The sequence below is a fragment of the Neobacillus niacini genome (assembly GCF_023715415.1).
In the GTDB taxonomy this organism is placed as follows: Bacteria; Bacillota; Bacilli; order Bacillales; family Cytobacillaceae; genus Neobacillus; species Neobacillus niacini_C.
On the sequence record NZ_JAMBOB010000007.1, the window covers coordinates 22,807 to 48,585 of the forward strand.

Consider the following 25,779-nt stretch of genomic DNA (forward strand, 5'->3'; position numbering starts at 1 on the left):
GGAGAAAGTGTGAAAACTTTTATAATCATTGGAGCGATAAATGCCTTTTTAGCGGTTGCACTAGGAGCCTTTGGAGCACATGGACTTAAGGATAAGCTAGATCCTCATTATCTAGAAATTTGGAAAACAGGTGTCACCTATCAAATGTTTCATGCAACAGGACTGTTAGTGATTGGAATGCTGCTTGGAAAAGTTGAAGCTAGTTCCTTCTTTACTTGGTCTGGCTGGTTATTTCTTATCGGAATCATTCTTTTTAGCGGCAGTCTCTATGTTCTAAGCTTGACTAAGATAGGCGTGCTCGGTGCCATCACACCGCTTGGCGGAGTCTGCTTTTTAGCAGGCTGGGTTTTGATGATTATAGGTACTGTTAAAGATTTGTAAAATAGCAAAAAGGCATTGGATATAGCTCCAATGCCTTTTGTTTTTATCTAGGAGAATAAGTACCTAAAGCGGGTGCTCCTGCTGCAAAAGGATACTCATATTCAATTTCTTCATCAAACGTAATGTAGTCAATCGGTACCATTGGGATGAGGAAACGAGTACCAACCTGCGGGTCACTTAAAATAACATGGTCCCTTCCGGCAGCTTCAATAATCCCAACAAATTTCTTGGCATTCCATTGATTGTTGCCCTCAAAGGTTGCATAAACGGTGGCTAACTTCCCTTTGTTTAATCGCAGAATATTTTCGATGTACGATTGTTCAACTGGCAGCATTCCCGGTTGTTGTGCTGCAGGTGGCGATGTAGGTATACCTTGCTGTGGAAATCCTTGTTGTGGGAACTGCGGAAATCCTTGCTGTTGCCCACCAGGAAAAAATCCCTGCCCTTGACCTTGATATGGAGCTTGTGCTCCCTGTCTAGCTTGATAGGGCTGATACCCTTGTTGATTATAATACTGATTCATCTTTTCCCCTCCTAAAAAATGACTAACCCATTTGTGCCAACATTTCATTCATACTCCCAGAAGCCTAAATGGTGACAATCGGGATAGTCCCGTTTGTGAGATTATTCGGAGCTAAAACTTAAGACTCGCTGTTTTATTAGTATGAGGAGGAAGGGAGAAATATGACTTAACGAGAATACAAAAAAAGCCCCCAGCAGATGCTGAGAACTTTCAAGATTAAACCTGCAAGAAGCGAGCTACTCTCTCTTCCTCTAACAGATTACCCACAAAGAAAGCACCAAATTCACCGTAACGGGCACTTACTTCGTCAAAACGCATTTCATAGATAAGCTTTTTGAATTGAAGAACATCTTCAGCAAAAAGCGTTACGCCCCATTCGTAGTCATCAAAGCCGACAGAACCGGTAATGATTTGCTTTACTTTTCCTGCATATGTACGGCCAATCATTCCGTGGCTGCGCATCATACTGCGGCGCTCTTCCATCGGAAGCATATACCAGTTGTCATTTCCTTGACGGCGCTTGTCCATAGGATAGAAACAAACATGTGCAGTTTTAGGAAGCTTCGGATAGAGTCGTGCAAGAATTTGTGGATTTTGGTATGGATCCTCGCCAGCAGGCAGATAGTTGCTGAGCTCAACAACAGATACATAAGAATGTGCTGGGATTGTAAATTCAGCTAATTTTGTTTTATTAAATTCTGTTTCAATTTCGTTTAATTCTGCCATTGTCGGGCGTAAAATCATCATCATAAAATCAGCTTTTTGACCAACAATTGTATAGAGAGCATGGCTGCCTTCGTTGCGCTCCTGCGTGTGATTCCACTTTTCAACTAGACTTAAAAACTCGTGAATCGCACTTTGACGTTCATCACTTGAAAGCATTTTCCAAGTCGTCCAATCAACCGTACGGAAATCATGCAAACAATACCAGCCATCAAGCGTTTGAGCTGCTTCACTCATGATAATCACTCCTAAATAATCATTCTTCTTATTAACAATCTTTACTATATCATAGTTTGACCAAGACACGCTCGAATAAACCCCCATGGATAATTTTAAATAAAGAGGTAAATAGTAAAGGTTGTGTGAGTTTTTTGAATAAAAGAACATTTACAGTGGAAGCGTTACCTAAGTTGAATTTTTCAACAGGTAAAGTATGCTAAAAGAAGTAGATATATTTAGGGAGGATTTAATGTGGCAGATTTATTTGAAGGGTTAAAACAGAAATTATCAGGCCGGGATATGAGGATTGTTTTTCCAGAAGGCTTGGATGAGCGAATTGTCAGAGCAGCCAGCAGACTTGCAGAAGAAAAGCGATTAACTCCTATTTTGGTAGGAAATATTGAACAAGTTCAGGCTAAAGCACAGGAGCTAGGTGTTTCCTTAGAGGCAGCAGAAATTTATGACCCAGCGAGCTATGCGGCAATGGACGAGCTTGTGGCAGCGTTTGTGGAACGCCGTAAAGGAAAAGTGACAGAAGAAGATGCACGTAAGATCTTATTAGATGAAAATTATTTTGGCACCATGTTGGTGTACTTGAATAAAGCAGACGGTTTGGTGAGCGGTGCGGCGCACTCTACAGCCGATACGGTCCGCCCTGCATTGCAAATTATTAAAACAAAAGAAGGCGTGAAGAAAACGTCTGGTGTCTTCATCATGGTTCGTGAGGATGAAAAATATGTATTTGCCGATTGCGCCATCAATATTGCGCCGGACAGCAATGATTTAGCTGAAATTGCGGTAGAAAGTGCGAAAACAGCGGATATGTTTGATATCGAGCCAAGGATTGCGATGCTAAGCTTTTCCACAAAGGGTTCAGCGAAGTCTCCAGAGACGGAAAGAGTTTCAGGAGCAGTGGAAGAAGCAAAGCGCCGTGACCCTTCCTTGGTAATCGATGGTGAATTCCAATTTGATGCTGCCTTTGTTCCGTCTGTGGCAAAAAGTAAAGCACCCGATTCACCGCTGCAAGGCGATGCGAGCGTGTTTATTTTCCCAAGTCTTGAAGCTGGAAACATCGGTTACAAAATTGCTCAGCGTTTAGGCGGATTCGAAGCAGTTGGTCCGATTCTTCAAGGGTTAAACAAACCTGTGAATGACCTATCACGCGGCTGTAATGAAGAAGATGTCTATAAATTGGCATTGATTACGGCAGCGCAAGGAATAAAATAGGGTTTTGCGAGCCAGTCCTGGGGTGGGCTGGCTTTTTGTGTTGGCGGTTTTTGAGTTATGGACTATTTTATGAGGGTTATGGACTATTTTGAGTCAAGTTTGGACTATTTTTTGTGGGTTATGGACCTTTTTGAGTGGCATTTGGACTTTTTTAGAAGGGTTTTGTACTTTTATACATAATATGGAAAATCGACAGTAGCTGTTTTAGTAGGATTCTTTTTGTTAAAATAAGCTTACTATTCATTTTGAGGAGAAAAACAATATGGAAGGTTTATTGCATCAACAAGAATGGCGGATTATTGATCAGTCGAGTGCTGGCCGTCATTTTCATGCATTACAGTCATTTGGCACCGATGATACGCTATGTGCTTCTATCGGCTCTGGACAGGCTCCTGCAACAGCTAGAACCTGGGTCCATCACAATACCATCGTCCTCGGGATACAAGATACCAAACTGCCATTCTTAAAAGAAGGAAGACAATTTCTCGGGAGCCAGGGCTATCAGTCTATTGTCCGGAACTCAGGCGGATTAGCGGTGGTGCTTGATGAAGGTGTTTTGAATATCTCCTTGATTCTCCCTGAAAAAGAAAAAGGGATTGATATCAACCGTGGATATGATACGATGTGGCAGCTGATTCAAGATATGTTTGCGGATTATCATAAGAAGATTGAGGCAAAGGAAATTGTTGGCTCCTATTGCCCAGGAAGCTATGACCTCAGTATTGATGGCAGAAAATTCGCCGGTATTTCGCAGCGCCGCCTTAAAAAAGGGGTCGCGGTTCAAATCTATTTATGTGTTACTGGCAGCGGCAGTCAGCGGGCACAAGTAATTAAACACTTTTATGAGATTGCTAAAGGTGACCAGCCAACAAAGTTCACGTATCCAGAGATTGTACCAGAAGTGATGGCCTCTCTCTCTGAGCTTTTGGAAAAGCCAATGACCATATCAGATGTGATGCTGCGTCTATTAAACCAATTAAAAAAGAACAGCGACCATCTTTACTCAGGAGTATTAAATGAGTTTGAATTGGAACTTCTCCCCGGTTATTACCAAAGGATCATGGAGCGGAATGGGAAAATATAAAAAGCCGTAAACCCCCAGTGGATTTACGGCTCTTTTTTAAGAGGATATTGTTCTCTCCCAATTGCTTTGTCTAGCCCAAGCGCCGATAGGCAGGCGCTTGTAGCTTCTCGTTTTACTCAGCGACTTTCTCTAAATTCCCATTACGGTCCATTTTGAATTTCGTCGCTGCTGGTCTTTCTTCTTCTTCAAATAATACAAGCTTACGAGCGCGGTTCATAATCTTCATGAGTGTCTCGTAATCTTCTTGGATGGTTTCAGTATTTTGCTCGAGACCTTCAATTTTAGCAGACATTTCTTCATTTTGCTTGCGTAGCTCCGCAATTTCACGCTTTAATCTTTCATTCTCACTTTTTAATGCTTCATTTTGCAGATTCGCATGATTAAAGTTTTGCAAGTAATCAATAACGCTATCTAATGATAGTCCCGCTCCTGTAGGTGTTGATACTGTTGGTCTGTACACTGGTGCCGCAGGCTTAACGTATGTTTCAGCGGCAACTTCAGTTGTTAAATCTGGCATTTCATAAGAAGCCTCCATTTGTACTTCGACTGGTGCAGAAAGTGTTTCAAAGTCATCCACAGCCGGTACTGGAGGATTATATAGTAACTTTTTCTTTCCTCCTTGGTCTTTCCCTAACACTCTTTGTCTTTGTTTACGCTGTTTTTTTGCTAATTGCAATGCTTTTTCATAGCGATGGCGCACAACCGCATTCCATCTGAACCCACAGGCTGCAGATGTCCGATTTAGCTTGTCGCCAACCTCTTCAAAAGCGTTCAGCTGGGTACTTCCTTCACGTACATGGCGAAGGACGGTTTCAGCTAACAATAGATCATCTTCATCTGTCCATGCATCTTGCCGTACTTTCATCCTTTTCAACTCCCTAAATAGTAATTTCAGTGAACCCGCTCGGGGACGAGTTTTTAAAAGTTCTAGTCTTATCTTGGACAAGTTTTGGAAGCTTTATACCAAAATGTCTGCAAGGATAATAGTTTTTTTAACTAAAAGAGTTAGAAGGATTTCAAAAGAAAAGCAACTTGCAATGGAAAGAAAGAAATTGTAAAATACCTAAGGAGTTAAACCGTAAATATATTGGACAAAATAGAATAGATAGCCCAAAAGAAAGGGTGGAAGTAATGTCAAATGAATTCCGCGTTTGTGATGATTGTCAGGCCGTGAATCTGAAGACATTAATCCCTCGTTTGAAAGAATTGGATCCTGAAGCTGAAATCATAATTGGCTGCCAATCTTATTGTGGACCTGGCCGGAAGAAAACATTTGCCTTTGTCAATAACCGTCCGGTTGCTGCTCTAACCGAAGAGGAATTAATGGAGAAAGTAAATAAAAAGTTAAAATAATCACCTTCGACTTCACGATCCTAGGTGATTTTTCTTTTTAGGTCTGTCGAAAAATCCTGCAGAAAATTGTTGGAAATTGGGATATAATAGAAGAAAGTTTAGAGGAAGAGGGAAAGCGATGGTATATTCGGCGGAAAAACTAAGTGAAGAAAAAGTGTTTAAAGACCCTGTTCATCGCTACGTACACGTACGTGATCGCGTGATATGGGATTTGGTCGGAACAAAAGAGTTTCAACGCCTGCGCCGTATCAAACAGCTTGGTACCACCTTTTTGACCTTCCATGGCGCTGAGCACAGCCGCTTTAACCATTCTCTCGGAGTATATGAAATTGTCAGACGCATTATCGATGATGTGTTTGCAGGCAGACCGGAATGGAATGACGATGACCGTCTTCTTACGCTATGTGCCGCTCTTCTCCACGATTTGGGGCATGGCCCATTCTCCCATTCATTTGAAAAAGTATTCGACTTCGACCATGAAGATTTTACAAAAAAAATCGTGTTAGGAGATACAGAGGTTAATTTTATTTTAAAAAAAGTTAGTCCTGATTTTCCCCAGCAGGTTGCTGAGGTGATTGCAAAAACATCTGCTAAAAAGCTCGTGGTCAGCTTAATTTCCAGCCAAATTGATGCAGACCGGATGGATTATTTGCAGCGGGATGCTTATTTTACCGGTGTAAGCTATGGCCAATTTGATATGGAGCGAATTCTTCGTGTCATGAGACCAAAGGAAGACCAGGTAGTGATTAAGAAAAGCGGAATGCATGCGGTTGAGGATTATATCATGAGCCGCTATCAAATGTATTGGCAGGTTTATTTTCATCCTGTTTCTCGGAGTGCAGAGGTGATTTTGACCAAAATTCTTCACCGTGCCAAGCAGCTTTATGAAAACAACTATTCTTTTAAAAATGACCCGATTCACTTTTATTCTTTCTTTATGGACAAGGTAACGTTAGAAGACTATTTAAAGTTAGATGAATCGATTATTATGTATTATTTTCAAATCTGGCAGGAAGAAGATGATGCAATTTTAAGTGATCTTTGCCGGCGGTTTGTGAATCGGAATTTATTTAAATATGCTGAGTTTGACCCTGCAAAGGAATATAAAAAACTCGCTGAACTGACAAGTCTTTTTGAAAAAGCAGGAATGGACCCTGAATATTATTTAGTTGTCGATTCGTCTTCGGATTTACCGTATGACTTTTATCGTCCTGGAGAAGAAGAAGAGCGTCTGCCGATACATTTATTAATGAAAAGCGGGGAACTAAGGGAGCTTTCTAGGGAGTCCGAGATTGTGGATGCCATCTCTGGTAAAAGGAGAACGGACCATAAATTATATTACCCTGGTGACTTCTTAGAGGACGATTCTTCAGAAATAAAAAAACAAATACGTAGCCTATTAGAGATATAACCCTGGAGTAGGAGCTGACGAAACTTGTTAAGAGATCATGCTAAGCTGATGCAGGCTGTTTTAGTATCCGGAGAAATCATCGGAAGAAAAAAGCTGCAAAAGATGATATATATTGCAAAAAAGGTGAGCTTTCCGTTCCATGAGCGGTTTCAGTTTCATTTTTATGGCCCATATTCTGAGGAATTAACATTGCGTGTCGAAGAGCTTTGCAATATGGGATTTCTCAATGAAATCAAAGAGAAAAAGGGCGGTTATTTTCAATACCGCTATACGTTGACTGACACAGGAAAAGAGTTTTTGAGCTTAAACGAAGTGGAAATGCCATTTTTACAAGATTGCCTAGGAGATATGAACGAGCAGAATGCTAGATTCCTCGAGCTTGTTTCGACTGTTTTATATTTTGATAATCTATCGAAAGAAGAAGTAACCGACAAAGTCTTTACATTAAAAAGCAGCCAGCGGTATACAGAGGAAGAAATTGACCAAGCCTATGCGTATATTGAGGAATTAAAAGAAAAAGCTAAGCTTAATTAAAAAAGTGTCCGCGTTTTTGAAGCTGTCTTCAAAGACACGGACACTTTTTTGGCTATTTGTCGCTGGCACGAACGCCGGCAACACCGTAATGTTCTTTTTGCATTTCTTCAATAAAAACAACAACAGCCTCTTTTGGTGCGCCAGTCGTTTCACTGACAGCATCCGTCACCTTTTCAACAAGTGCTCTCTTTTGGTCATCCGAACGCCCTGGAAGCATCTTTACAGTTACATATGGCATATATGTATTCCTCCTTTTATGGCTGTGTAAAGGAAACTTTTGTTTTTTGGAACCCTGTTGATTTGTGCGGAAGGCGCGAGACTCCTCGAAAATGCTATCGCATTTTCTTCGTGCGTGGGCAGATTCGAGGATGTAATTCAAAGTCCTGCGGGATGACGGGCCAGGTGAGACCCCACAGGCGCTTTAGCGCCGAGGAGGCTCACCCGTTCCGCCCGCGGAAAGCGAAGCGCCTGGAGCACAAATCAACAGGCCAGTTAACACAGCCAGATTCTTAACAACATAGATAGTTTAGCAAACATTTTCATTTTATATCCAGTATCATGTATACTAAAAGGAAAAAAGAGGAGAAATGGGGAAACTAATTTGGAAGGATTTCTTGCTTATTCGTTACGGGAAATTCCCTATGTGGCGATTACGTTAATGATTGCGTTCACGTTTCATGAATTTGCCCATGCGTATGTTGCCTATAAATTTGGAGATCATACAGCACAAAAGCAGGGTCGATTGACCTTGAATCCGTTGAAGCATCTGGATCCATTTGGTACCATCTTAATTTTTATTGCCGGCTTTGGCTGGGCCCGTCCGGTGCCGGTTAATCGCTTTTTCTTTAAAAAGCCCCGCCTGGCAGGTATATTAGTTTCTGTAGCAGGTCCTCTTAGTAATCTTATCCTTGCGGCAATCGGTTTTTTTGCTGCCTTTGGATTAGCGCGTACTGGTTTAGCGGTGAACCTTCCAGGTATTTTTGAATTCTTTGAAATCTTTAATTGGCTTAATTTAGTTCTGTTTGTCTTTAATTTATTGCCGTTTCCGCCTTTGGATGGCTATCGGATTCTAGAGGATTTGGCGCCAAACCATATTCGAGCAAAAATGACTCAATTTGAGCAGTATGGGGTATTAATCTTTATCATTCTGGTGATTACTCCCCTCGATCGCTACACCATCCAGCCGATTTTCCAATTCATTATCCCTGGAATCTGGCAGGGATTAAATAATATCTTTTATCAACTATTTTTTTAACATAGGAGGTTACTGGTTTAATGGAAGAAAACAAGAAAAAACCAATAGGCTTTAATATAATTAAACCTGACCCGACAGATGGACATAAGGGCTTTGGCAAGGGGGCATTGAGCCTTGATAATGTTTCTCCCGTGATTGTCGATGTTGACGCAGGTGATGCGGTCATCGATGTCGGTGCAATGCATGCACGCAGTGTGGTCGAAAAGGGAATTAAGTTCCTTAAGACAAAGGAAGAAGTTCCAAACGGCAAACCGTACTGGCTGGTGTGGGTGACGGTGGATCGGAAACAAGAGGGTCCTTATTATGCCGGAGTCACTGCCTGTGAAATGACCGTGGACCGTGAAATCCGCCGCGGTTACAAGTCGCTGCCTGAGCATGTGAACCGGATGGATAAGTCGTTGAAGCGTCATATCATCGTTGACCATATGGACGATAAATCGAAAAAAATCTTATCTGACTTCCTCAAAAATCACAATTTAGATATGTGGAACAATTCTGTTGAAGAGTTAAAAAATGGCCTGGCAGTTGAATAAAATTAATTTTTTGCAATAGCATTTTTAAAAAATAAGTAGTAAAATGAAGGCAGTGTTTAAGCACGATAACACTAGGACACAGAAAAGCTCCGGAGACATTCTCCGGAGCTTTTCTAATTCATTTCGAAGCGCAGCCCTAGGCGCCCCACTTAAAAATCCTTTTATACCAAGGGTCCTTTGGATTCTGTTTCTCCTTCGCTGGTTTATCATCCTTATGCTGTAAATGATCTGTACAGTATTCAGTCGGCTCAGTGCCTGCTACAAAATAGGTAAAGCGGCGGACCGGGCAATCCTTTGAGGCAAGTTTGCCGTTTTCAGGATTGACGTAAACGCCAATGACACCCTCTTTTGGCGGAGCAAATGCCTTGACCGGCTTACCTTTTAACGATTCCTCCATGAACCTTGCCCAAATGTTTTTCGCATAGCTTTTTTCCGCAGTTAGGGTAATCGGCTTCCCTACATCATGACCAGCCCAAACAGCTGTCACCAACTGTGGCGTGAAACCAATCATCCAGCTGTCCGTCTCGGTGGAACCAGATTTACCTGCATAAGGACGTGTGATGTCGTCGATCAGGGAATTTCCTGTAACCTTGGCATAGCCGTTCAGCTTCTTATCGAACATTCCTGTCATCATTTGTGTCATTACATAGGCTTTTGCAGGGTCTAGAACCTTTTGGGGCTCGTGGTTTCTTTCGAAAATAACATTTCCATTATAGTCTTCTACTTTTGTAATCAAGGTCGGTTCTACCTTTTTTCCGCCATTGGCAAAAAGGCTATAGGCATTCGCCATGTCAATAACCCGAACGCCGGATGTACCTAGCGCAAGTGAAGGGACATTATCCATTTTTGTAGAGATTCCAAAGTTTTTAACTGTATTAATCAATGTTTTTGCACCCATAAAAAGGTGCGTTTTGACTGCGTAAATATTATCTGAGACAGCCAGGGCTTGTGCAAGGGTTATTTCACCGTCTGCATACTTGTTATTAAAGTTATGTGGTGAATATTCCGCTCTGCCATCATCTAGTTTAAAGGTAGTTTTTTCACTTCTCATTGTTGAGGATGGGGTAAATCCTTGGTTCAATGCTGCGTAATATAGAATTGGCTTAATGGTCGAGCCTGGTTGTCTAATCGCTTGAACCGCACGATTAAACGGACTTTCATCATAATTCCGGCCGCCAACCATCGCTTTGATATGACCGTTTTTCGGATCCATGGCGACGAGGCCCACCTGAATTTCAGATTCACTCGCAATTGTTTCTAGAATTTTTTTCTCCGCAGTCTCCTGCTGTTTTAAATCTAGGGTAGTATAGACTTTTAAACCGCCAAGTTCGATGGTCCGTTCATCAAGATTGAGTTGATTTTTTAATGCATTTCTTACAGCATCCTGGAAGTAGGGTGCCGCTTCTACGCGCTTATGTGGATGTGCGCCCGTAAAGGTAAGCGGGGTTTCCTTTGCCTTTAGGGACGTTTCTTTTTTTATATAACCGTTTTCTACCATTGAGTTTAGAATAATTCTTTGGCGTTTTGTAGCGTTTTCCAAGGACTCCAGTGGTGAATAGTGGCTAGGCCCTTTTGGAACACCTGCTAACATTGAGCTTTCCGCCAGGGATAACTCAGAAGCATCTTTTCCATAATAAAATTGGCTGGCCGCTTGGACCCCATATGCACCGTTGCCATAATAAATTGTGTTTAAATAGCCTTCTAAGATTTCTTCCTTTGAATAATTCATTTCAATCCGAATCGCATAAAAAGCTTCATTTAATTTCCGTGACCACGTCTTGTCGTGCTCAAGGAATAGATTCCGGGCATATTGCTGGGTAATTGTGCTGGCACCCTGAACCTTTGCGCCAGCTTTAATATCAGCAAGAATCGCACCGATAATCCGTTTATAATCAAAGCCATTATGTTCATAAAAATTTTTATCTTCAATCGAGACTGTCGCATGAATCAAATCGGGTGAAATTTCTTCAAGAGGAACCCAGTATCGTTTTTGACCGCTATTGCTTTCCCCAATCAGCGTCCCATCACTGGCAAAGAATAAGGTGGATTGTGGAACGGCAAGCGGCGGCGCCCCAAGAATTTTGGCATAACCCAGAATTCCAAGGAAAACAATCAGCATACATGCCAAGCCTATCAAACTAATGATGATAAAAGCACGCAAGTATTTTACCGTTTTTCGAAACCCATGATTCGTCATCACTTCCACAACAATACCCTCCTTCGCCGATTTGTAAAAAATCCATAGTAACAGTATTGAGACAAATTAAGGGTTTTAAACTAGCAATAAGAAAATTTTTCTAGAAATTTTGATAGATTATGCTAGACTTTTCTTTATGTTTGTAATTCAATAGTTTGGGTACTATAAAAATGGAATCATTTCTTAGTATAAATAAGAATTCGGAAGGAAGATGAAACATGGCAATTTGGTTTACAGAAAAGCAGACTGAAAACTTCGGTATTACAATGAAGATAAATAAAACTTTACATACGGAACAAACAGAATTTCAAAAGCTTGATATGGTGGAAACAGAAGAATGGGGCAACATGCTTCTACTAGATGACATGGTTATGACCTCTGTTAAGGATGAATTCGTTTACCACGAGATGGTTGCGCATGTACCTTTATTTACACATCCAAACCCAGAGAACGTTTTAGTTGTCGGCGGCGGTGATGGCGGCGTTATCCGTGAAGTATTGAAGCACCCAAGTGTGAAGAAAGCAACGCTTGTTGATATTGATGGAAAAGTAATTGAGTACTCTAAAAAGTTTTTACCAGAAATCGCTGGCATGCTTGATGATCCGCGCGTTGATGTTCAAGTAGACGACGGTTTCATGCATATCGCAAAAAGCGAAAATGAATATGACGTAATTATGGTTGACTCAACCGAGCCAGTAGGACCAGCAGTGAACCTATTTACAAAAGGGTTCTATGCGGGAATTTCTAAGGCATTAAAAGAAGATGGAATCTTTGTAGCGCAGTCTGATAACCCTTGGTTTAAAGCGGATCTTATTCGCAGCGTACAACGAGACGTTAGGGAAATCTTCGCGATTACCCGTTTATACGTAGCGAACATCCCTACGTATCCAAGTGGTCTATGGGCATTCACCATCGGATCAAAAAAACACGACCCATTGGAAGTAAGCGAAGACCGCTTCCACGAAATCGAAACCAAATATTACACAAAAGAACTTCACAAAGCAGCATTCGTCCTGCCTAAATTTGTTGGGGATTTAGTGAAGTAATGTATTGATGCTCCTGCAGCGGTGCCTGTCACCTTTGGTGACAGGCACCACTCGTGGACACTGTCCACCTGGGGCGGACACTTCCAACCCTCAGGCGGACAGTTAGAATTGCAAATATGAAAATATAAGTGAGGTTTGATAGATGCGTTTTGATGAGGCTTATTCTGGTAATGTGTTTATAAAGAGTCATCCGAATTTTGAGGATAGCCAGGTTGTGCTATATGGAATGCCGATGGACTGGACGGTCAGCTATCGTCCGGGTTCACGCTTTGGTCCATCTCGAATCCGTGAGGTATCGATTGGGCTGGAAGAGTACTCTGCTTATTTGGACCGCGAGCTAGAAGAGGTTAAATATTTTGATGCCGGTGATATTCCACTTCCTTTCGGAAATGCCCAAAAGAGCTTAGATTTGATTGAGGAATTCGTTGATCAAGTGTTAGCGGCTGGCAAGTTTCCTTTTGGCATGGGCGGCGAGCACTTGGTGTCTTGGCCGGTGATGAAGGCGGTCTATAAGAAATATCCTGATTTAGCAATTATTCATATGGATGCCCATACGGATCTTCGGGAGAACTATGAGGGTGAACCGCTATCCCACTCCACTCCGATTCGCAAAATTGCTGAACACATTGGACCGAAGAACGTTTATTCCTTTGGTATCCGTTCAGGGATGAGGGAAGAATTCCAATGGGCAAAGGAAAACGGTATGCACATTTCGAAATTTGAAGTGCATCAGCCGTTAAAAGAGGTACTTCCTGAGCTTGACGGGCGACCAGTTTATGTCACGATTGATATCGATGTTTTGGATCCAGCACATGCGCCTGGTACAGGTACGGTCGATGCTGGTGGGATAACTTCAAAAGAGCTTCTCGCTTCTATTCATGAAATTGCTCGTTCTGGTGTGAACGTGGTTGGCTGTGACCTTGTTGAAGTCGCACCTATTTACGATCCATCTGAACAAACAGCAAACACTGCCAGCAAATTGATTCGTGAAATGCTGCTTGGCTGGGTGAAATAAAAACTTTTTTCGTGCCTGTCCCAATTGCGGGGCAGGCATGTTTTGAATTGTGGCTTGACTATCGTTATAATGTTAGAAGTGGAAGCGTCTTGCTCAGGGGCTTATGACCCCGAGCCCCTAGACGCTGGAACTGGATAATAGAAAAAGTGCCCTAGTTGGCAAACTAGAAAAATTCCAAGGACCTGCATAAGGTTCATTTTTAAAAAAGGGTGTGCATTTTGATTGTCAATCCCTGAACTGCCTGTGAAAATTAACGTCAAGACGACAATTGACCAGCAAGAGACTTTTGAATTGATGGTATTTGGTACATACTTTGAAAAAGGAAATGCTGCGTATCTTCGATATGAGGAAGCGATGGAAGAGGGAAGTGTACGGACGATTGTGAAGATGGCCGCAAAGGATGCCCTGATTTTACGCGGCGGTGCCGTTAAAATGCGTCTTCCATTTGAATTGAATCGAAAGCTGAATGGCAGTTATGAAATGCCGTTTGGTCAGTTTAAAACCGTGACAAAGGCAAAAAGATTAGACTATTCCTATGAAAAGGAAAAGGGTAAGGGTCATTTTGATGTTCTTTATGATTTTTCAATGGAGGGTAGTCCGACAAGTACATATCAGTTAGAAATTGCGTTTCAGGAGGAAAAGAAATGAACATTGTAGAACAGGTTCAAAGTAGATTAAAAGAGGAAATTCGGGCAGCGGTTGTGAAGGCAAATCTTGCAAGTGAAGACCAGATTCCGGATGTCGTCCTAGAAATACCGAAGGAAAAGGCGCATGGTGATTATTCAACCAACATGGCGATGCAGCTTGCACGTGTTGCGAAGAAGGCGCCACGGGTAATTGCGGAAACACTTATTGAAAATTTTGACCTCTCGAAAGCCTCCATTGAAAAAATGGAAATCGCAGGTCCAGGGTTCATTAATTTTTATATGAATAATGCGTACCTAACGGATTTAATTCCGACGGTTCTTGATGCTGGAGAAAAGTATGGGGAAACGACGGTCGGCGGCAAGCAGAAGGTTCAGGTTGAGTTTGTTTCAGCGAATCCAACGGGTGACCTGCACCTTGGCCATGCGCGTGGTGCAGCGGTCGGCGATTCACTTTGCAATATTCTAGCGAAAGCGGGTTATGATGTTTCCCGTGAGTACTATATTAACGACGCTGGTAATCAGATTAATAATCTAGCACTTTCCGTTGAGGCGCGTTATTTCCAAGCGTTAGGCATGGAAAAAGCAATGCCGGAGGACGGCTACCATGGTGCGGATATCATTGGAATTGGGAAGACGCTGGCAGAAGAGTTTGGCGATAAGTATGTAAATGTGGACGAGCAGGAGCGTTTTGAATTTTTCCGAGAGTACGGCTTGAAATATGAAATGGCGAAATTGCAAAAAGATCTTGAGGATTTCCGTGTTTCGTTTGATGTTTGGTATTCGGAAACTTCCCTTTATAAAAATGGAAAAATCGATGAGGCGCTAAAGGTGCTTACGAAGAGCGGCTATATTTATGAGGAAGAGGGCGCAACATGGCTTCGTTCAACAGATTTCGGTGACGATAAGGACCGTGTGCTCATTAAGCAAGATGGTTCGTATACGTATTTGACACCGGATATTGCTTACCATAAAGACAAGCTTGACCGTGGCTTTGAGAAGCTGATTAATATTTGGGGTGCCGATCACCACGGTTATATCCCGCGGATGAAGGCGGCGATTCAGTCACTTGGCTATGGTGGTGATGCCCTCGAGGTGGAAATCATTCAGCTTGTCCACCTGTATAAAAACGGTGAAAAGATGAAGATGAGTAAACGGACCGGTAAAGCGGTCACGATGCGTGATTTGGTTGATGAGGTCGGCCTCGATGCCACTCGTTATTTCTTTGCGATGAGAAGTTCGGATACCCACATGGATTTTGACTTAGATTTAGCGGTATCGGAATCAAATGAAAATCCTGTGTATTATGCTCAATATGCACACGCGAGAATTTGCAGCATCTTGCGCTCGGGCGAGGAGCAAGGGATTACGGTTGATAAGAATGCTGATTTCTCATTAATTGGTGCGGAAAAAGAAGTTGAGCTGTTGAAGAAGCTGGGCGAGTTCCCGCAAGCGGTTGGAGAGGCAGCTTTGAAGCGTGTACCACACCGCGTTACAAACTATATTATGGAACTAGCTTCAACCTTCCACAGCTTCTACAATGCGGAAAAAGTACTAGACAGCGAGCAGCCAGAGCGCACTAAGGCGCGCCTCGCCTTAATCAAAACCGTTCAAATCACACTGCGCAATGCATTAGCACTGATTGGTGTTTCAGCGCCTGAAAAAATGTAAGCTCTCACGGTGACAGGCACCATTTATACATCACTGCATACTTTTCCGCTTTTTGGTAAATGTTAGTAAGGTGATTTTTGAGATGTGTAGATGGGGGTGACCTTGATGAATGTGGGAAGAGCGAAGGAGATTGCTGATTCTCTGGAGATGATTAATGTTACGTATGAGGGGATGCCTGTAATTATTCAGCATGTGGATGATCATACGAAGATGGCGCGAATTTATGCGAAGTCTGATCCGGAGAATGAACGGGAAGTTCCAGTTTTGAATTTAATTGAAGAGTAGAAAGAGTCTCCTCGAAAAGGGAGACTCTTTCTTTTTAAACACCTTGTGAGTGCTTGTGGTTTGGTAATTTGCTTTCGGGGTCGTTGTTGCCGTGCTTTTTATTTTTTTCCTGCTTTTTTTGATTTTCAGCTAATTTTTGAACAAACTCGTTTGTGCTCTCCATTAACAATCCCTCCTTGTGTGAATCTGTTGTTACTTTAACCATTTCTCCTTGCAAAAATGCTGGGAGTTATTTCACCTCAATGGCAGCCCCGCTGATGCGTTTAAATCCACGAACCTTGCTAATATCCTCGACTAATTTCAACGTTGCCTGGTCCTTTGCCTTCGCCTCAATCATGAAATCAACATCTTGTCCGATTTCCTTCAGCATTTTTAGCAGCGGCATGATAAATTCCAGGTCCACGTAATCGGCATGTGACCGAAATTCCTTCTCAGCCTTTGGTGAGGAAATGTGGATTTTTGGGATAAGGTCAACATGATCCCAGGTATGAAAAATCCTTGGCAGCAAGTCCTCTAGTGGCGGATCGCAAAGGTTTGCCATGTGATGATGATAATCAAACACAAACGGAATGGTTTCTTTTTCACAAGCAATCAGCGTTTCCTCTGTATGATAGGTTTTGTCATCGTTCTCCAGGGTCATTGCCTTTTTAATATGGCTCGGAAGCCTCTTTAAATTTTCATGAAACCGAACAATGGTTTCCACCTTATCCCCATATGCCCCGCCAATATGAATATTCATCATGCCTCTATCCTCGACACCCATTGCCTCGAACATTCGATAATGGTATTCCATATCAATGACGGCATTCTTTGTAATTTTTTCTTGTGGAGAGGTAAATAACGTATACTGGTTCGGATGAAAGCTTACCCGCAAATTGTGCTTTTTTATTAATGCGCCAATCTCTTTCCATTGTTTTTTAAAAGGAGTGACAAAATCCCAAAACACCTCTGGATGGGTAGCCAACGGCACAATAGAACTTGATAACCGGTACAATTCAATCTCATGGGCAAGATTGAAATATAACATTCGAAGCGTATGGGCAAGATTGAGCCGGGTAAGTTCAAGCAATTTGTGTTTTCGCTCTGAATCTGACAACTGCTGATAGCGTGTAAAGGTAAGTGTCTTCGACGGAGAGGCGTCCCACAGTGTAATGGCCGTCGAAACATAGCCAAAACGAATCTTCATACCATAACTCCTTACTATAAAAAGAATGAGAGAGCACCGGCAATGCCTTCCTTAAAACTTCTGAGTAAATTAGGCTTATTAAGATCCTCCAGCCTCAGAGGCTTGGAGTCTAATATGTCTTTGTGAATGATTTCCTTAAACCGATTTACAAACGAAGGATCATGAAAATAACAATTCATTTCTTTGTTTAAAAATAAGCTTCGTTTATCAAAATTAGCGGTCCCGATATCACATAGGCTGTCGTCGATAATAATCGATTTTGCATGGTAAAAACCATTTTTATATTGAAAAACCTGTGCTCCTGCTTTCAACATCAAACGGAAATAGCGGTATGAAGCTTCCTGGACAAGCATATGATCAGTGATATAGGGAACGACAATGGTAATCTTAATTCCGCGCTTTGCGGCACCAATGAGTTCATGGGTGAGTTTTTTGCTTGGAATGAAATAAGGTGTTCCGATCATAATCGACTTTTTGGCACATTGCATCAAGTGGAGATGCTTGTCTTCAAGAGAGCCCACTTCAGTGGGAACAAATTGATGAGGAATCTTCCCTTTTGGCTGCTTTGGAGCATAAGCATCTGCAGACACCTTTTCAGCAGAATATTCATTCCAATCAATAAAAAACTCTCGCTGCAGGTATGGAACGCTTTCACCGGTTATTTTAAGGTGGTAGTCTCGCCATGGGCTAAGCTTTGGATCTTGATCAATATATTCTTTCCCAATATTAAAGCCGCCAAGATAACCAATTTTTCCATCAATAATCGTAATCTTGCGGTGGTTTCGAACCTGAGAGGAATAAAAGAGAAACGGAAGCCGGATAGTGTTGCTAAAGGCGAAATGAACTCCAGCAGCACGCAGTTCATTAATCGCAGGCTTCTTCACTTTATGACTGCCAATCCGGTCGACCAGTAGTCTGACTTCAATTCCCTGCCTGGCTTTTTCTTTTAAAATAGTGAAGAACTGCTGAGTAAATTGGTCATCCTTCACGATATAAAAAAGGATATGAATATGGCTTGCGGCATTATTTAGTTCATGAAAGTAATCGGCAAACAGCTCTTTCCCATGTGGGAAAATATCAAAGTTTCCGTGAAGAATTGGCGTTTCTCGCTTTTGAAAAAGGCTTAAATGCTTTTTCCTGCCAAGGGTGAAATCAAGGTAAAGCCATACAATGATAAGAAGTATAAGAGCGATGACTATGGATGGTAAATTCATTTGAGTATCGTTCCTCCAATCATTTGTTTTAGGTTTGCCAAACAGAGGCTATAGTATGAATTTGATAAAAGGGTAAATAAATTTTCAGAAAACCATTTGACTGAATGCTCATTCATTATATAATGGATTTAATAGTATTCAGAAAATTGTATTGGTTTTAAATTTTCTAGTAAAAAGGATAGTAAAAAACAAGGGGGCGTATTGAATGAATGGGCTTTTATGGGTAAACCTCATTGCATTCCTGGCTGTAACCGCTTACGCGATCAGTCTATTCGTTTACGTAGTGAAAACGAGGATTGAATTCATTAAGCTGGGGAAGAAAGTCGAGTTTGACAATAATGTCAAAGAACGAATGCAAAAAATTTGGGTCAATGTTTTTGGTCAGAAGAAATTATTAAAGGACAAGAAAAGCGGTGCCATGCACGTCATGTTCTTTTATGGCTTTCTTCTTGTCCAATTTGGGGCGATAGATTTTATTTGGAAGGGATTAGTACCGGGTTCGCATTTACCTCTCGGACCGCTTTATGCTGGATTTACTTTCTTCCAAGAAATTGTTACACTCATGATCTTAATTGCCGTCATATGGGCATTTTACAGACGTTATGTCGAAAAACTTGTCCGCCTAAAACGCAATTTTAAATCAGGTCTTGTGTTGATTTTTATCGGTGGGTTAATGCTTTCCGTACTAGTAGGAAACGGGATGGGCATTATCTGGCACGGCCACGAAGCCACTTGGACAGAGCCAATTGCATCATTAATTGCGCTTATTTTTTCAGGAATTGGTGAAACCGCTTCAATTGTCATTTTTTATGCGGCATGGTGGCTGCACTTATTATTCCTTTTAACTTTCTTAGTTTATGTACCACAATCCAAACACGCACATTTAATTGCCGGACCGGCAAACGTATATTTTAACCGACTAGAAAAACCAGGTAAGTTGAAGAAGGTCGATTTTGAGGACGAGTCACAGGAATCCTTTGGAGTCGGAAAAATTGAGGACTTCACACAGCACCAAATGATCGACTTTTACGCTTGTGTAGAATGTGGACGCTGTACCAATATGTGTCCGGCAACAGGAACAGGAAAAATGCTGTCACCAATGGACCTAATCGTAAAAATGCGTGATCACCTAACGAACCATGGTGCTGCCGTTACGTCGAAACAGCCGTGGGTGCCAACTTTCGCATTTGGCAATACAACGGGTAACCAAATCGCACTTGCAGCAAGCGGTCAAGGTGCACAAGAAACAGCTGCCACACTTGCTTATAACCCAAGCTTGATTGGCGATGTAATCACTGAAGAGGAAATCTGGGCTTGTACAACCTGCCGAAACTGTGAAGACCAGTGTCCTGTTATGAACGAGCATGTGGATAAAATTATCGACCTACGCCGTTATCTTGTTTTAACAGAAGGAAAGCTTGACGCAGACGCTCAGCGTGCGATGACAAACATTGAACGTCAAGGAAATCCGTGGGGCTTAAATAGAAAAGAGCGTGAAACATGGCGTGAAGTTCGCGAGGATGTTGAAATCCCTACAGTAAAAGAAATGAACAAAAAAGGCGAAGAGTTCGAATACTTATTCTGGGTGGGTTCAATGGGATCCTACGATAACCGCAGCCAGAAGATTGCTCTTTCCTTTGCGAAGCTGATGAATGAAGCAGGCGTGAAGTTTGCGATTCTTGGTAACAAAGAGAAAAACTCAGGGGATACACCGCGCCGTCTCGGCAATGAGTTCTTGTTCCAAGAGCTTGCGACGAAGAATATTGAGGAATTCCAAAAGGCGGAGGTTAAGAAGATTGTTACGATTGACCCGCATGCCTACAATATTTTCAAAAATGAATACCCTGACTTCGGTTTAGAAGCAGAGGTTTATCACCATACCGAGATTCTTTATGAGCTCGTTCGTGTTGGGAAGCTTGTACCGAAGCATGCAGTCAATGAAAAGATTACCTTCCATGATTCATGTTACTTAGGCCGATACAATGACGTTTACGATCCACCACGTGAAATTTTGAAATCAATTCCTGGTGTACAGCTCGTGGAAATGGAAAGAAACAGAGATACAGGAATGTGCTGTGGTGCAGGCGGCGGCTTGATGTGGATGGAGGAAGAAACCGGACACCGTATTAACGTGGCAAGAACCGAGCAGGCGATTGCAGTCAATCCTTCTGTTATCAGCTCTGGATGTCCGTACTGCTTAACGATGTTATCAGACGGAACCAAGGCAAAAGAAGTAGAAGAAAAGATTGCAACCTATGATGTCGCAGAGCTTTTAGAAAAAGCAGTTTGTGGGGAAGTAGCTTAGAAAAGCGGAGGCACCTTGTCCAGCCCCGACAAGCACTGGAGGCCCAGCGGGTGAAGTCGTGCACTTTGACTTCACCAGTTGGACCGAAGTGACCTCGAGGGGCTAGGTGCCGGAGCTAGACAGAATAGATTTGAGGCAGAAGTTGATTGAAGATTACCTAAATTCATAAAATATTAAGAATTTTGTGTAAAACATTTCAACTTTTGCCTTTTATTATGTAAAATAGATAGTGGGTAGGAAAACGCTTTCAGTGTGAGGGATTTTTTTTTGCTGCTATATCGAGCGAGCGTTCAGTCGGTAATGATTTAAAGCGATAAAAAGGGAGAGTGTTTTGGATGGGAAGAACAGTTATTTTAAGTGGAGTTCGAACACCATTTGGTAAATTTGGCGGATCACTAAGCAGTTTAACTGCCGCACAGCTTGGTGGAATTGCTGTAAAAGAGGCGATTTTACAAGCAGAGGTTAAGGGGGAAGACGTGCAGGAAGTGATTTTAGGTACAGTTTTACAAGGCGGCCAGGGACAAATTCCTTCACGCCAAGCAGCGAGAGAAGCAGGTCTTCCTTGGGAAGTGAAAACAGAGACCATCAATAAAGTATGTGCATCCGGTATGCGCAGTGTCACGTTAGGGGACCAAATTATCCGTGCGGGCGATGAAGATTTGATTGTAGCAGGCGGAATGGAATCGATGAGCAATGCGCCTTATATTTTACCAAAAGCTCGCTGGGGCTTAAAAATGGGCGATTCATCTGTGAAGGATTTAATGATTCATGACGGCCTAAGCTGCAGCTTCACAGGCGTTCATATGGGAACATACGGAAATTCGACCGCAAAAGAAATGGAAATCAGCCGAGAGGCCCAAGATGAGTGGGCATATAGAAGTCACCAAAGAGCAATTGCTGCAATCGAAGGCGGTATTTTTGCAGAAGAAATCGTGCCTGTCACTGTACCGCAGCGTAAAGGTGCACCGGTTGTAGTCGAGCATGATGAATCACCACGAAAAGACACCTCAATTGAAAGACTTTCAAAATTAGCACCTGTATTTAACTCTGATGGAACGATTACGGCAGGTAATGCGCCTGGAATCAATGACGGTGCGGCGGCCCTCGTTCTAATGAGTGAAGAAAGAGCGTTGCGTGAAGGCAGAAAGCCGGAGGCAATTATCTTAGGGCATGCAGCGATTGCCCTTGAAGCAAAGGATTTTCCACAAACACCAGGAGTCGTCATTAACACATTATTGAAAAAGACCGGTAAAAACGTAGAAGACATTGACTTATTTGAAATCAATGAAGCCTTTGCAGCGGTTGCTTTAGCAAGTGGAAAAATCGCTGGCTTAGATGCGGAAAAGTTGAATGTCAATGGCGGTGCGGTCGCACTTGGTCATCCGATTGGAGCGAGCGGGGCTAGAATTATTATTACGTTAATGCATGAACTGAAGCGCCGCGGGGGCGGAATTGGAATTGCAGCGATTTGCAGCGGCGGCGGACAGGGTGATGCGGTAATGATTGAGGTTCCTAGATCCTAGTTGGTTTCCAAATATTGTCTAATTGTCCAAAAGTGGTTGGAAAAAGTCCATAACCACATAAAAATAGTCCAAAAGGTCATGAAAATAGTCCAAAACATGCTGGAAATAGTCCAAAACACCTTAAAAAAAGTCCAAAACTCAAATACGTCAAATTTTTTAAAAAATAAAGGGGCTTGAATGCAGTTCAAGCTCCCAATTGGAGGGGAAATAATGAAGGTTGAAAAAATTATGGTCATTGGAGCCGGACAAATGGGTTCCGGAATTGCTCAGGTTTGTGCACAGGCTGGCTACACAGTGTATCTGAATGATTTAAAACTGGAATTTGTGGAACGCGGTTTGGGGATAATCGGCAAAAATTTATCTCGTCATGTGGATAAGGGACGTATGACAGAAGAGCAAAAACAGGAAGTTTTAAACAAAATTACACCTTCATCTGAACTAAAGGATGCCCGTAGTGTCGACCTCGTCATTGAGGCGGCGGTTGAAAACATGGAAATTAAAACAAAGATTTTCGCACAGTTGGATGAAATTGCGCCAGCTCATGCGATTTTAGCGAGCAATACATCATCACTGCCGATTACGGAAATTGCGGCTGCCACGAAACGTCCGGAAAAAGTAATCGGAATGCACTTTATGAATCCGGTGCCAGTAATGAAACTCGTGGAAATCATTCGCGGTTTGGCTACAGCGGATGAAGTCTATCAAGTGATTGAAGATATGACAAAGACGCTCAGCAAGGTTCCGGTAGAGGTTAATGATTTCCCTGGATTTGTGGCGAATCGAATTCTGATGCCGATGATCAATGAAGCGATTTACACACTGTATGAAGGTGTGGCAACGAAGGAAGCCATTGACGATGTCATGAAGCTGGGGATGAATCACCCAATGGGGCCGTTGACGCTGGCTGATTTTATCGGACTGGATACATGTCTTTATATCATGGAAACTTTACATGAAGGCTTTGGTGATACTAAATACCGCCCATGCCCATTGCTGCGCAAGTACGTTAAAGCTGGCTGGCTAGGCAAGAAATCTGGTCGAGGCTTCTACACATACGAATAGTCGGGAGTGTTACTATGAATCTAAGATTTTCAGAAGAGCAGGAAATGATGCGAAAAATGGTGCGCGATTTTGCCCAAAACGAAATTGCCCCGTTTATTGAGCGGATGGAGAAGGGAGAATTTCCTCGGGAGATACTTCGGAAAATGGGTGAGCTTGGCCTGATGGGAATTCCAGTTCCAGAAAAATACGGCGGTGCTGAAATGGATTTTGTTTCTTACATCATCGCTATCAACGAGATTTCACGAGTAAGTGCTACAGTGGGCGTGATACTTTCCGTTCATACGTCTGTCGGAACGAACCCTATCCTGTATTTTGGCTCGGACGAACAAAAGCAGCGATTTTTGCCAAAACTGGCATCAGGTGAGTATTTGGCGGCGTTTTGTTTAACGGAAGCAGGCTCAGGGTCAGATGCAAAAAATATGAAATCCCGATCAGTAAAAAAGGATGATCATTATGTCATCAACGGTTCAAAGATGTTTATCACCAATGGTGGGGAAGCAGATGTTTATATCGTATTTGCTTCAACAAATCCTGAACTAGGCAGCAACGGAATCTCAGCGTTTATTGTGGAAAAAAATTCACCTGGCCTCGTGATTGGCAAGGATGAACATAAAATGGGACTTCATGGCTCTCGTACGGTACAGCTTACCTTTGAAAACATGATAGTACCAGCCCAAAACCTTTTGGGTGCAGAAGGCGAAGGGTTTAAAATTGCGATGGCGAACCTGGATGTCGGGCGAATTGGCATAGCGGCGCAAGCACTTGGGATTGCGGAAGCGGCATTAGAAGCAGCAGTGGGGTATGCAAAGGAACGTCAACAGTTTGGCAAACCGATTGCGGCTCAGCAGGGAATTGGTTTCAAATTGGCGGATATGGCGACGAATGTGGAAGCTGCAAGACTATTACTCTATCGGGCAGCGGATTTACGGGCACAGGGTCTAAAATGTGGACTGGAAGCTTCGATTGCAAAGTTATTTGCATCGAAAACGGCTATGGAGACGGCAACAGAAGCGATTCAGGTGTTTGGTGGATATGGCTATACCGAGGACTATCCCGTTGAGCGCTATTTCCGTGATGCTAAGGTGACCGAGATATATGAGGGAACAAGTGAGATTCAGAGGATTGTAATTAGTAAATATCTTTAATTTGTAGATATCATACGAAATTGTGTTTGTAAGAACTATATGGTTTTTCGTAACAACGGTTCAATTAATAGAGAACTTACCTTGAGGAGGACATATAAAATGAATTTTCGCTTATCTGAAGAACATGAAATGATTCGAAAAATGGTTCGGGATTTTGCTCGAAATGAGGTGGCTCCAACAGCGGCTGAGCGTGACGAGGAGGAGCGCTTTGATCGTGAGATTTTTGACAAAATGGCGGAGCTTGGCCTAACGGGGATTCCGTGGCCGGAAGAGTACGGCGGAATCGGCAGCGATTATCTAGCGTATTGTATTGCGGTGGAAGAGTTATCAAGAGTTTGCGCTTCAACGGGTGTAACGCTATCGGCACACACTTCATTAGCGGGCTGGCCAATTTATAAATTTGGTTCTGAGGAGCAAAAGCAGCAATATCTTCGTCCGATGGCAGAAGGTAAAAAGATCGGTGCCTATGGCTTAACGGAGCCTGGCAGCGGTTCGGATGCTGGCGGGATGAGAACAACTGCAAGACTTGAAGGCGATCATTACGTCCTCAACGGTTCAAAGATTTTCATCACAAACGGCGGTATCGCTGACATTTACGTGGTTTTTGCATTAACAGACCCGTCTAGCAAACAAAAAGGAACGACTGCCTTCATCGTCGAAAGTGACTACCCAGGCTTCTCGGTTGGGAAAAAAGAAAAGAAACTTGGCATTCGTTCATCACCTACAACAGAAATTATTTTTGAAGAATGTAAGGTGCCTGTCACCAACGTACTTGGTGAAGTGGGCGATGGCTTTAAAATTGCGATGATGACGCTTGATGGCGGCCGAAACGGCATTGCGGCACAGGCTGTTGGGATTGCACAGGGTGCGCTTGACGCTGCGGTGGACTATGCGAAAGAACGCCAGCAGTTTGGCAAGCCAATTGCTGCTAACCAAGGCATCGGCTTTAAGCTTGCGGATATGGCAACAAACATTGAAGCAGCAAGACTATTAACCTATCAAGCTGCATGGCTCGAGTCAGAGGGTCTGCCGTATGGCAAGGAATCGGCCATGTCGAAATTATTCGCTGGCGACACGGCGATGAAGGTTACGACGGAAGCCGTTCAGGTATTTGGGGGTTATGGTTATACAAAGGATTATCCAGTTGAGCGGTACATGCGTGATGCAAAAATCACGCAAATCTATGAAGGAACACAGGAAATCCAACGCCTCGTGATCTCCAGAATGATTACGAAATAACCAT

26 protein-coding genes are annotated in these 25,779 nt (G+C 42.7%); 18 read left to right on the plus strand and 8 right to left on the minus strand.

Annotated elements, in window-relative coordinates:
- Positions 1 to 9 precede the first annotated feature (9 nt).
- Entirely contained in the window at positions 10 to 381 is a 372-nt protein-coding gene (locus tag M3189_RS17105) for a DUF423 domain-containing protein (RefSeq protein ID WP_251635687.1), read from the plus strand.
- Positions 382 to 424: 43 nt separating this feature from the next.
- Here the strand turns inward: M3189_RS17105 and gerQ are convergent, their stop codons facing one another.
- Positions 425 to 904, minus strand: coding sequence for a spore coat protein GerQ (gene gerQ / locus M3189_RS17110; protein WP_251635689.1), 480 nt, complete (start codon positions 902 to 904; stop codon positions 425 to 427).
- Positions 905 to 1,120: 216 nt separating this feature from the next.
- The gene (gene hemQ, locus M3189_RS17115; protein WP_251636434.1) at positions 1,121 to 1,864 is read right to left on the minus strand and encodes a hydrogen peroxide-dependent heme synthase; all 744 of its coding nucleotides are present in this window, start codon (positions 1,862 to 1,864) and stop codon (positions 1,121 to 1,123) included.
- Between the two features lie 234 nt (positions 1,865 to 2,098).
- Between hemQ and pta the strand changes: the two genes are divergently transcribed.
- Positions 2,099 to 3,073 carry a phosphate acetyltransferase gene (pta, locus tag M3189_RS17120; protein ID WP_251635691.1) on the plus strand — a complete coding sequence of 325 codons (975 nt, stop codon included), beginning with the start codon at positions 2,099 to 2,101 and terminating at the stop codon, positions 3,071 to 3,073.
- A 262-nt stretch (positions 3,074 to 3,335) separates the two neighbouring features.
- On the plus strand, positions 3,336 to 4,157 hold the full coding sequence (locus tag M3189_RS17125; protein WP_251635694.1) for a lipoate--protein ligase family protein: 822 nt from the start codon (positions 3,336 to 3,338) through the stop codon (positions 4,155 to 4,157).
- A 112-nt stretch (positions 4,158 to 4,269) separates the two neighbouring features.
- Here M3189_RS17125 and M3189_RS17130 read toward each other — a convergent pair whose 3' ends face one another.
- Positions 4,270 to 5,022 (minus strand): RsfA family transcriptional regulator, encoded by a 753-nt coding sequence (locus tag M3189_RS17130; RefSeq protein ID WP_251635696.1) that lies wholly within the window; start codon positions 5,020 to 5,022, stop codon positions 4,270 to 4,272.
- Positions 5,023 to 5,288: 266 nt separating this feature from the next.
- Here M3189_RS17130 and M3189_RS17135 point away from each other — a divergent pair, with 266 nt between their 5' ends.
- The 3 genes from M3189_RS17135 (at position 5,289) to M3189_RS17145 (ending at position 7,455) form a co-directional block, all read left to right on the plus strand.
- Positions 5,289 to 5,510 (plus strand): DUF1450 domain-containing protein, encoded by a 222-nt coding sequence (locus M3189_RS17135; protein ID WP_251635698.1) that lies wholly within the window; start codon positions 5,289 to 5,291, stop codon positions 5,508 to 5,510.
- A gap of 118 nt (positions 5,511 to 5,628) precedes the next feature.
- Positions 5,629 to 6,921 carry an HD domain-containing protein gene (locus M3189_RS17140; protein WP_251635700.1) on the plus strand — a complete coding sequence of 431 codons (1,293 nt, stop codon included), beginning with the start codon at positions 5,629 to 5,631 and terminating at the stop codon, positions 6,919 to 6,921.
- Between the two features lie 24 nt (positions 6,922 to 6,945).
- The gene (locus M3189_RS17145) at positions 6,946 to 7,455 is read left to right on the plus strand and encodes a YwgA family protein (RefSeq protein WP_251635702.1); all 510 of its coding nucleotides are present in this window, start codon (positions 6,946 to 6,948) and stop codon (positions 7,453 to 7,455) included.
- 52 nt (positions 7,456 to 7,507) lie between these two features.
- On the opposite strand, the gene M3189_RS17150 is transcribed toward M3189_RS17145, so the two are convergent.
- Positions 7,508 to 7,693, minus strand: coding sequence for a 2-hydroxymuconate tautomerase (locus M3189_RS17150; protein ID WP_179158010.1), 186 nt, complete (start codon positions 7,691 to 7,693; stop codon positions 7,508 to 7,510).
- Between the two features lie 363 nt (positions 7,694 to 8,056).
- Between M3189_RS17150 and M3189_RS17155 the strand changes: the two genes are divergently transcribed.
- Together M3189_RS17155 and M3189_RS17160 are read left to right on the plus strand one after the other, a co-directional pair.
- Positions 8,057 to 8,710, plus strand: a complete 654-nt coding sequence (locus M3189_RS17155) for a site-2 protease family protein (protein WP_251635705.1) — start codon at positions 8,057 to 8,059, stop codon at positions 8,708 to 8,710.
- A gap of 20 nt (positions 8,711 to 8,730) precedes the next feature.
- Entirely contained in the window at positions 8,731 to 9,243 is a 513-nt protein-coding gene (locus M3189_RS17160) for a YwhD family protein (RefSeq protein ID WP_251635706.1), read from the plus strand.
- A gap of 136 nt (positions 9,244 to 9,379) precedes the next feature.
- On the opposite strand, the gene M3189_RS17165 is transcribed toward M3189_RS17160, so the two are convergent.
- A complete protein-coding gene (locus tag M3189_RS17165; protein WP_251635708.1) occupies positions 9,380 to 11,449 on the minus strand; it encodes a transglycosylase domain-containing protein in 2,070 nt (689 codons plus the stop codon).
- Between the two features lie 209 nt (positions 11,450 to 11,658).
- Here M3189_RS17165 and speE point away from each other — a divergent pair, with 209 nt between their 5' ends.
- The 5 genes from speE (at position 11,659) to M3189_RS17190 (ending at position 16,101) form a co-directional block, all read left to right on the plus strand.
- A complete protein-coding gene (gene speE / locus M3189_RS17170; protein ID WP_251635710.1) occupies positions 11,659 to 12,486 on the plus strand; it encodes a spermidine synthase in 828 nt (275 codons plus the stop codon).
- A gap of 142 nt (positions 12,487 to 12,628) precedes the next feature.
- Positions 12,629 to 13,501, plus strand: coding sequence for an agmatinase (gene speB, locus M3189_RS17175; protein ID WP_251635712.1), 873 nt, complete (start codon positions 12,629 to 12,631; stop codon positions 13,499 to 13,501).
- A gap of 222 nt (positions 13,502 to 13,723) precedes the next feature.
- A complete protein-coding gene (locus M3189_RS17180; RefSeq protein WP_251635714.1) occupies positions 13,724 to 14,149 on the plus strand; it encodes a DUF1934 domain-containing protein in 426 nt (141 codons plus the stop codon).
- A complete protein-coding gene (argS, locus tag M3189_RS17185; protein WP_251635716.1) occupies positions 14,146 to 15,816 on the plus strand; it encodes an arginine--tRNA ligase in 1,671 nt (556 codons plus the stop codon). The genes M3189_RS17180 and argS overlap by 4 nt, the downstream gene beginning before the upstream one ends.
- A 105-nt stretch (positions 15,817 to 15,921) precedes the next feature.
- Positions 15,922 to 16,101, plus strand: coding sequence for an H-type small acid-soluble spore protein (locus M3189_RS17190; RefSeq protein ID WP_251635717.1), 180 nt, complete (start codon positions 15,922 to 15,924; stop codon positions 16,099 to 16,101).
- A gap of 34 nt (positions 16,102 to 16,135) precedes the next feature.
- Here the strand turns inward: M3189_RS17190 and M3189_RS17195 are convergent, their stop codons facing one another.
- The 3 genes from M3189_RS17195 to cls all read right to left on the minus strand — a co-directional run bounded on the left by M3189_RS17195 (position 16,136) and on the right by cls (position 18,501).
- Positions 16,136 to 16,264, minus strand: a complete 129-nt coding sequence (locus M3189_RS17195) for a DUF4023 family protein (RefSeq protein ID WP_251635719.1) — start codon at positions 16,262 to 16,264, stop codon at positions 16,136 to 16,138.
- A 66-nt stretch (positions 16,265 to 16,330) separates the two neighbouring features.
- Positions 16,331 to 17,287, minus strand: a complete 957-nt coding sequence (uvsE, locus tag M3189_RS17200) for a UV DNA damage repair endonuclease UvsE (protein WP_251635721.1) — start codon at positions 17,285 to 17,287, stop codon at positions 16,331 to 16,333.
- Positions 17,288 to 17,301: 14 nt separating this feature from the next.
- Complete coding sequence (cls, locus tag M3189_RS17205; RefSeq protein ID WP_251635723.1) at positions 17,302 to 18,501, minus strand: cardiolipin synthase; 1,200 nt, start codon at positions 18,499 to 18,501, stop codon at positions 17,302 to 17,304.
- Positions 18,502 to 18,706: 205 nt separating this feature from the next.
- On the opposite strand from cls, the gene M3189_RS17210 reads away from it, so the two are divergent.
- The 5 genes from M3189_RS17210 (at position 18,707) to M3189_RS17230 (ending at position 25,775) form a co-directional block, all read left to right on the plus strand.
- Positions 18,707 to 20,806, plus strand: a complete 2,100-nt coding sequence (locus M3189_RS17210) for a heterodisulfide reductase-related iron-sulfur binding cluster (RefSeq protein WP_251635724.1) — start codon at positions 18,707 to 18,709, stop codon at positions 20,804 to 20,806.
- Between the two features lie 335 nt (positions 20,807 to 21,141).
- Positions 21,142 to 22,329 carry an acetyl-CoA C-acetyltransferase gene (locus tag M3189_RS17215; RefSeq protein WP_251635726.1) on the plus strand — a complete coding sequence of 396 codons (1,188 nt, stop codon included), beginning with the start codon at positions 21,142 to 21,144 and terminating at the stop codon, positions 22,327 to 22,329.
- 210 nt (positions 22,330 to 22,539) lie between these two features.
- On the plus strand, positions 22,540 to 23,391 hold the full coding sequence (locus M3189_RS17220; RefSeq protein WP_251636436.1) for a 3-hydroxybutyryl-CoA dehydrogenase: 852 nt from the start codon (positions 22,540 to 22,542) through the stop codon (positions 23,389 to 23,391).
- Between the two features lie 14 nt (positions 23,392 to 23,405).
- On the plus strand, positions 23,406 to 24,536 hold the full coding sequence (locus tag M3189_RS17225) for an acyl-CoA dehydrogenase (protein WP_251635728.1): 1,131 nt from the start codon (positions 23,406 to 23,408) through the stop codon (positions 24,534 to 24,536).
- A gap of 99 nt (positions 24,537 to 24,635) precedes the next feature.
- A complete protein-coding gene (locus M3189_RS17230; RefSeq protein ID WP_251635730.1) occupies positions 24,636 to 25,775 on the plus strand; it encodes an acyl-CoA dehydrogenase in 1,140 nt (379 codons plus the stop codon).
- Positions 25,776 to 25,779 lie beyond the last annotated feature (4 nt).

Excerpts from the sequence above, each read along its gene's own strand:
- gerQ (WP_251635689.1), bottom strand. The coding sequence starts at position 904 with ATGAATCAGTATTATAATCAACAAGGGTATCAGCCCTATCAAGCTAGA.
- hemQ (WP_251636434.1), bottom strand. The coding sequence starts at position 1,864 with ATGAGTGAAGCAGCTCAAACGCTTGATGGCTGGTATTGTTTGCATGAT.
- M3189_RS17125 (WP_251635694.1), top strand. The coding sequence starts at position 3,336 with ATGGAAGGTTTATTGCATCAACAAGAATGGCGGATTATTGATCAGTCG.
- M3189_RS17130 (WP_251635696.1), bottom strand. The coding sequence starts at position 5,022 with ATGAAAGTACGGCAAGATGCATGGACAGATGAAGATGATCTATTGTTA.
- M3189_RS17135 (WP_251635698.1), top strand. The coding sequence starts at position 5,289 with ATGTCAAATGAATTCCGCGTTTGTGATGATTGTCAGGCCGTGAATCTG.
- M3189_RS17140 (WP_251635700.1), top strand. The coding sequence starts at position 5,629 with ATGGTATATTCGGCGGAAAAACTAAGTGAAGAAAAAGTGTTTAAAGAC.
- M3189_RS17150 (WP_179158010.1), bottom strand. The coding sequence starts at position 7,693 with ATGCCATATGTAACTGTAAAGATGCTTCCAGGGCGTTCGGATGACCAA.
- M3189_RS17160 (WP_251635706.1), top strand. The coding sequence starts at position 8,731 with ATGGAAGAAAACAAGAAAAAACCAATAGGCTTTAATATAATTAAACCT.
- speE (WP_251635710.1), top strand. The coding sequence starts at position 11,659 with ATGGCAATTTGGTTTACAGAAAAGCAGACTGAAAACTTCGGTATTACA.
- speB (WP_251635712.1), top strand. The coding sequence starts at position 12,629 with ATGCGTTTTGATGAGGCTTATTCTGGTAATGTGTTTATAAAGAGTCAT.
- argS (WP_251635716.1), top strand. The coding sequence starts at position 14,146 with ATGAACATTGTAGAACAGGTTCAAAGTAGATTAAAAGAGGAAATTCGG.
- M3189_RS17190 (WP_251635717.1), top strand. The coding sequence starts at position 15,922 with ATGAATGTGGGAAGAGCGAAGGAGATTGCTGATTCTCTGGAGATGATT.
- M3189_RS17195 (WP_251635719.1), bottom strand. The coding sequence starts at position 16,264 with ATGGAGAGCACAAACGAGTTTGTTCAAAAATTAGCTGAAAATCAAAAA.
- uvsE (WP_251635721.1), bottom strand. The coding sequence starts at position 17,287 with ATGAAGATTCGTTTTGGCTATGTTTCGACGGCCATTACACTGTGGGAC.
- cls (WP_251635723.1), bottom strand. The coding sequence starts at position 18,501 with ATGAATTTACCATCCATAGTCATCGCTCTTATACTTCTTATCATTGTA.
- M3189_RS17210 (WP_251635724.1), top strand. The coding sequence starts at position 18,707 with ATGAATGGGCTTTTATGGGTAAACCTCATTGCATTCCTGGCTGTAACC.
- M3189_RS17215 (WP_251635726.1), top strand. The coding sequence starts at position 21,142 with ATGGGAAGAACAGTTATTTTAAGTGGAGTTCGAACACCATTTGGTAAA.
- M3189_RS17220 (WP_251636436.1), top strand. The coding sequence starts at position 22,540 with ATGAAGGTTGAAAAAATTATGGTCATTGGAGCCGGACAAATGGGTTCC.
- M3189_RS17225 (WP_251635728.1), top strand. The coding sequence starts at position 23,406 with ATGAATCTAAGATTTTCAGAAGAGCAGGAAATGATGCGAAAAATGGTG.
- M3189_RS17230 (WP_251635730.1), top strand. The coding sequence starts at position 24,636 with ATGAATTTTCGCTTATCTGAAGAACATGAAATGATTCGAAAAATGGTT.